Raw genomic sequence first — 5630 nt, 5'->3', positions numbered from 1 at the left:
GATAGGGCGCCCCACCCTGCTGCTGCCCGGGACCGGGATAGCCGCCGGGCGACTGCTGCTGCCAGGCCTGCCCGGGGGACTGTTCCTCGGGGCGGGGCGACCAGGCCTGCGGGGGCACTTCACCGCCGGGCGGGGGCTGCTCCGCACTGTCGGGGTGCCATCCCGGCTCGGAGGCTGCGCCACCTTCGCCGGGTCCCGGCGCGGCATGTTCCGGCCCGGTCGCCGGCCGGGAGCCACGGCCGAGCAGTTTCGGCAGGTACTCGGTGGGTGGATCATCGGACCGTGCCGCCTGCGCACCGTACGGTTCGCCGGTCTCCGGCGGGTGCGGGGTGCCGGCGCCCGTGTCACCCGCCGGAGGTTCCGGGGCGTGTCCCGGGGTCTGTGTGTCGTCGGGTGGTTGCGGTGCCCCCGGGGTGACGTACGGCGCGTCCGGTGTTTCCCGGGGGCGGTCCGCCGCAGGCCCGCCGGTCGCGCCGGAATCGGGTCCCGGCCGGTCTGTGCTCCTGTCCTCCGGGTTGTCGCCGGAGTCGCGCGGGTCCTGCGGTGTGCTCATCACGTCTCCTCGTTCGTATCGTCGAGGGCTCGTAGGCCGGTACCGCGGTGCGGGCGCAGCATCAGCTGCCGGATGGTCCCCTATTCGGGTTCTTCTTCGATATGGATGGCGGCGGCCTCGGCGGGCCGGGTGTCGTCGTCGGCGCGGTCGCGCCGGTCGGGTTCCTGCCGCAGCTCGTCGGTTATGCCGAGGCGGCCGTCGTCGTCGCCTTCCCGGTTACGTATGCGCAGGTCGGCGGGCGGGTCCTCGATATACCGTTCGTAGGCGCGGACCTCGTCCTCCTGGTCGTCGTCGCCCATATCGGGCTCTTGTGGTTCGCGGTCCATACCAACCAGTATGCGCCGTCGCGACGTCCCCCGGCGGGACCGTGACCAGCGGTGTCGGCACCCGCCCCGAACGCCGAACGGCCCCGGACCGTGGGTCCGGGGCCGTTGGAGGAAAGGATCAGGCGTTGCCGTTGAACAGTCCGGTCACCGAACCGTTCTCGAACACCTCACGGATGGTGCGAGCCAGCAGCGGCGCGATGGACAGCACGGTGAGCTGCGGGAACTTCTTGTCCTCGGTGATCGGCAGGGTGTTGGTCACCACGACCTCCCGGGCACCGCAGGACGCGAGCCGTTCGGCGGCCGGAGCGCTCAGCACACCGTGGGTGGCCGCGATGACCACATCGCCGGCGCCGGCCTCACGCAGGACATTCACCGCGCCGGCGATGGTGCCACCGGTGTCGATCATGTCGTCGATGAGAATGCAGGTACGGCCCTCGACGGAGCCGACCACCCGGTTCGACTTCACCTGGTTGGGGACCAGCGGGTCACGGGTCTTGTGAATGAACGCCAGCGGGGCACCGTCCAGCGAATCCGCCCACTTCTCCGCCACCCGGACACGGCCGGAGTCGGGGGAGACCACGGTGATGTTGTCGAGGCTGTAGTTGGTGCGCACGTACTCGGCGAGCTGCAGCTGCGCGTGCATATGGTCGACCGGGCCGTCGAAGAAACCCTGGATCTGGTCGGTGTGCAGATCGACGGTGACGATGCGGTCGGCGCCGGCGGTCTTGAGCAGATCGGCGACCAGGCGGGCCGAGATGGGCTCGCGGCCGCGGTGCTTCTTGTCCTGGCGGGCGTAGGGGTAGAACGGCAGGATGGCGGTGATCCGCTTGGCCGAACCGCGCTTGAGCGCGTCGATCATGATCAGCTGTTCCATCAGCCACTGATTCAGCGGCGCCGGAAAGCTCTGCAGGACGAAGGCGTCGGAACCGCGGACCGACTCCTCGAACCGTACGAAGATCTCCCCGTTCGCGAAATCACGCGCGGTCTGCGGAGTGACGTGAACGTCGAGTTCCTTGGCCACCTGCTCGGCCAGTTCGGGGTGCGACCGTCCGGCGAAGAGCATCAGGTTCTTCTGGTTGTCGATCCATGACGCGGTCACTGCTGGTTGCCATCCTTAAGCTTTGTTGCCCGACCTGGTGTCTCTTCGGCCGCGAGAGCAATCGCTGCCGCCTCTGCTGCAGCGGTTCCCGGTCGTTTCCGCTGCACCCAGTTCTCGATATTGCGCTGCGCCCCGCCGGACACCGCCAACGCGCCCGGTGGAACGTCTTCCCGCAGTACAGTACCTGCCCCGGTATAGGCGCCGTCACCCACGGTCACCGGGGCGATGAACATCGTATCGCTGCCGGTGCGCACGTGTGACCCCACGACAGTGCGGTGCTTGCGCACACCGTCGTAGTTCACGAACACACTGGATGCTCCGATGTTGCTGTGCTCACCGATGGTGGCGTCGCCGATATAGGTCAGGTGCGGGACCTTGGTATGCCGGCCGATCTCGACGTTCTTGGTCTCCACGAAGGCGCCGATCTTGCCGGACTCGCCCAGCACCGTGCCCGGACGCAGATAGCTGAACGGCCCGACCGTCGCCCGCGCGGCGATCGTCGCGGCTTCACCGTGGGTGCGGATCACCCGGGCGCCGTCACCGACCACGCTGTTGGTCAGGGTGGAGTCCGGGCCGATCTCGGCGTCCTCGCCGACCACCGTGGTGCCCAGCAGCTGTACCCCCGGCCGCACCACGGTGTCGCGGCCGATCCGGACATCGGTATCGATCCAGGTGGTGGCGGGATCCACGATGGTGACGCCGGCGCGCATATGGCGCTCCAGGATGTAGCGGTTGAGCGTCCGGGCCGCGGCGGCCAGCTGTACGCGGTCGTTCACACCGGTGACCTTGGCCGAATCGACCAGCCGGGCGCCCTGCACCGGGTAGCCGGCCTCGCGGGCGAGTCTCAGGACATCGGTCAGATACAGCTCGTGCTGGGCGTTGGCGGTCGACAGCCGGCCCAGCATGGTGCGCAGTACCGCGGCGTCGAAGGCGTACACACCGGAATTGACCTCGCGAATGGCGGCCTGCTGCGGAGTCGCGTCGGCGTGTTCGACGATCTCGGCGACCTCACCGTCGGCGTCGCGCACGATCCGGCCGTAGCCGTTGGGATCGTCGGGGACGAAGGTGAGGACCGTGACAGCGGGGCGCTCGGAATAGCTGCGGTGCTCGTCGAGCAGCGCGGCGAGGGTGTGCCCGTCCAGCAGCGGGACATCCCCGGACGTGACGATGACATCACCGGCGAAGTCAGTGGGCAACCCGGTGAGCCCCACCTGCACGGCGTGCCCGGTACCGAGCTGCTGCTCCTGCACCACCGGCACGATCTCCCGGTCGAGTTCGGTGGCCACCGCGGCCGCGGCCGCGCCGACCTGCTCCCGGTCGTGCCCCACCACCGTCACCAGATGGTGCGGGTCGATGGCGTGGGCCGCGTACAGCGCGTGCGCCAGCATGCTGCGCCCGGCGAGCGGGTGCAGCACCTTGGGCGTCTTCGACCGCATTCTCGTACCGGCACCTGCGGCTAGCACGATGACGGCGGTCTGCTCCTGCATGTATCTCCCTCGGGCCGACGATGGTCATCGTGCACGCGAGCTGCTCCGCCGCCAGGACTCGAACCTGAACTATCTGAACCAAAATCAGAGGTGCTGCCATTACACTACGGCGGACTGTCACACCGGCAGGTACCCGAAACCCGCCGCTGTGCCCCGGCACGGGAACGATACTCGCATGCCACCCCGGGATACGTCGAACCGTGGTGGTGGCGACACGCCAGCGGCCCCGGCGCCGCCCGGGTGACTGCGGCTGCCACGGGTCTGGGACAGTTGATCTCGATGGTTCTGGTCGTAGGTCCGGCTCCGGCACCCGCGGCCCCGATAACCAGGGAGGCGGGAACGTGGCGTCGGGAGAACCGAGAACAACCGAGGAGTTACGGGCCGCCGGTGAGACGAAAGAGGGCGCCGACCCCGCCCCGGCGGGCCGCCAGCGGATGACAGGTACCCAGCGGCGCCAGCAGTTGATCGAAATCGGCCGGGCCCTGTTCGCCGAACGCGGCTACGACGCCACGTCCATCGAGGAGATCGCGCAACGCGCGCTGGTGTCCAAACCGGTCGTCTACGAACATTTCGGCGGTAAAGAAGGGCTCTACGCGGTCGTGGTCGACCGGGAGATGTCGATGCTGCTGGACATGATCACCTCCTCGCTCACCAACAACCGGTCGCGGGTGCGGCTCGAACAGGTGGCGCTGGCCCTGCTCACCTATATCGAGCAGCGCACCGACGGCTTCCGCATCCTGGTCCGTGATCAGCCGGTGTCCTCCACCGACGGCCGCTACTCGAGTCTGCTCAACGAAGCGGTGAACCAGGTGGCGCATCTGCTCGGCGGCGATTTCGAACGTCGCGGTTTCGATATCAGCCTGGCCGGCCTCTACGCACAAGCACTGGTCGGGATGGTGGCCACCACCGCCACCTGGTGGCTGGATGTACGCAGCCCGTCCAAGGAAGTCGTCGCGGCCCATCTGGTCAATCTGTGCTGGAACGGTTTGCGTCATCTGGAAGCCGACCCGCAGCTCAGCTCGGAATGGCCCGCTCTGCCCGGGCAGCCGCCGGCGAACTCCCCGGGCGGGCAGCGCAGTTCGGGCAACCTTCGATGAACTACCGGCGAACTCGGGCGGCCCGACGAATCGGGAGCTGTAGCGAACACGGATGGTACGGTTCACCCATCCTTTGGGTGCTGTTCGGGCGGTAAGTCGGTCTACTTCGACAATGTCGGTCTACTTCAGGATGGCTGGTTATTGGGATGACAGGCGGAGCTGATGGCTAGGCAAGCGCGCGCGGAGATCACTCGCGATTCCGTTCTCGCCGGCGCTGCCGATGTCTTTCTGCGCTTGGGCTACGCCAATGCGAGCCTCAGCGAGATCATCGCGCAGTCCAACGTGACCAAAGGCGCCCTGTACTTTCACTTCGGGTCCAAAGAGGAACTGGCCCGGGCCGTGGTCGACCAGGGCAACGAACGGCTCATCGCGTCCTGTAAAGGATTCTTCGACTCCCGGGTCCCCGCCCTCGAAGCCGCCATCGGCATCACCTATGTGGTGGCCGACCTGTCGATGAACGATCCGATGGTCGGCGCCATGCTGAAACTCACCCATCAGATCGGCGACTACCGCGGCGCCAACGGCGACAATATCGCCAAGACCTGGGGCGAGACCTATCGTCTACTCGCCGAACGGGCGATCACCCAGGGCGACCTGCTCCCCGATCTCGACCCGGAGACCGTCGGCCTGCTGCTGTACGGGCTCACCACGGGAATCCACATCGTGGCGGTCGGCACGGAATCGGTGGACCAGATGGCCTCGCGCATGGAGCGGGCCTGGTACTTCCTGCTCCCCTCCATCGTCCCCGACGACAAGGTGTCCTACTTCCGCGAGTTCGCGGCAAGGCGGTTGCGGCGCTACGTGCCGTAGTGCTGTGTTTTTTGGCGCCGCCTTCGGCGGCGCGGGGTCGAGGCCCCCTTGGTCCCGCCGTTCAGGCCTCGAGACTTGCGCCTTCGGCGCGGGCGCTTTCGAGGCCTGAACGGCGGGACGGGCCTCGACCCTTTCAGGGCCTCGTAAGACTCGGCACCAAGACGGTGCGGCCACATGCGTGAAGATCCGGCTCGGACGCTAGGGTCACCGAGGCGGTCGAGTCGGCATCCGACCCGGACCTCGAATGCCGACGCAACC

Annotated in this window: 5 protein-coding genes, 1 tRNA gene and 1 pseudogene; 2 read left to right on the top strand and 5 right to left on the bottom strand. The window is 67.7% G+C overall.

Translation table 11 applies throughout. The features are described from left to right. The 5 genes and pseudogenes from ON38_RS21185 to ON38_RS21165 form a co-directional block, all read right to left on the bottom strand. Positions 1 to 553, bottom strand: a pseudogene (locus ON38_RS21185) (hypothetical protein); the annotation flags it as partial. Between the two features lie 80 nt (positions 554 to 633). Continuing rightward, positions 634 to 879, bottom strand: a complete 246-nt coding sequence (locus tag ON38_RS21180) for a hypothetical protein (protein WP_039826673.1) — start codon at positions 877 to 879, stop codon at positions 634 to 636. Between the two features lie 118 nt (positions 880 to 997). Further along, positions 998 to 1978 (bottom strand): ribose-phosphate diphosphokinase, encoded by a 981-nt coding sequence (locus tag ON38_RS21175; RefSeq protein ID WP_030522272.1) that lies wholly within the window; start codon positions 1976 to 1978, stop codon positions 998 to 1000. Further along, positions 1975 to 3465 carry a bifunctional UDP-N-acetylglucosamine diphosphorylase/glucosamine-1-phosphate N-acetyltransferase GlmU gene (gene glmU, locus ON38_RS21170; protein WP_039826672.1) on the bottom strand — a complete coding sequence of 497 codons (1491 nt, stop codon included), beginning with the start codon at positions 3463 to 3465 and terminating at the stop codon, positions 1975 to 1977. Before glmU ends, ON38_RS21175 begins: the two co-directional genes overlap by 4 nt. Before the next feature lie 43 nt (positions 3466 to 3508). Continuing rightward, positions 3509 to 3579 (bottom strand) — tRNA-Gln (locus tag ON38_RS21165). Positions 3580 to 3899: 320 nt separating this feature from the next. Between ON38_RS21165 and ON38_RS21160 the strand changes: the two genes are divergently transcribed. Continuing rightward, on the top strand, positions 3900 to 4562 hold the full coding sequence (locus tag ON38_RS21160; RefSeq protein ID WP_051165028.1) for a TetR/AcrR family transcriptional regulator: 663 nt from the start codon (positions 3900 to 3902) through the stop codon (positions 4560 to 4562). A 162-nt stretch (positions 4563 to 4724) separates the two neighbouring features. Then, a complete protein-coding gene (locus ON38_RS21155) occupies positions 4725 to 5372 on the top strand; it encodes a TetR family transcriptional regulator (RefSeq protein ID WP_030522269.1) in 648 nt (215 codons plus the stop codon). The last annotated feature ends 258 nt before the right edge of the window (positions 5373 to 5630 follow it).

Origin of the sequence: Nocardia testacea NBRC 100365, from assembly GCF_000308775.1 — a bacterium.
GTDB classification, from domain to species: Bacteria; Actinomycetota; Actinomycetes; order Mycobacteriales; family Mycobacteriaceae; genus Nocardia; species Nocardia testacea.
Note: the sequence above shows the minus strand (reverse complement) of the source record. Positions and strands in the feature narration are given on the sequence as shown.

What these genes read in the sequence shown, in the direction of transcription:
- glmU (WP_039826672.1), bottom strand. Translation starts at nt 3,465, where the DNA reads ATGCAGGAGCAGACCGCCGTCATCGTGCTAGCCGCAGGTGCCGGTACG.
- ON38_RS21160 (WP_051165028.1), top strand. Translation starts at nt 3,900, where the DNA reads ATGACAGGTACCCAGCGGCGCCAGCAGTTGATCGAAATCGGCCGGGCC.
- ON38_RS21155 (WP_030522269.1), top strand. Translation starts at nt 4,725, where the DNA reads ATGGCTAGGCAAGCGCGCGCGGAGATCACTCGCGATTCCGTTCTCGCC.
- ON38_RS21180 (WP_039826673.1), bottom strand. Translation starts at nt 879, where the DNA reads ATGGACCGCGAACCACAAGAGCCCGATATGGGCGACGACGACCAGGAG.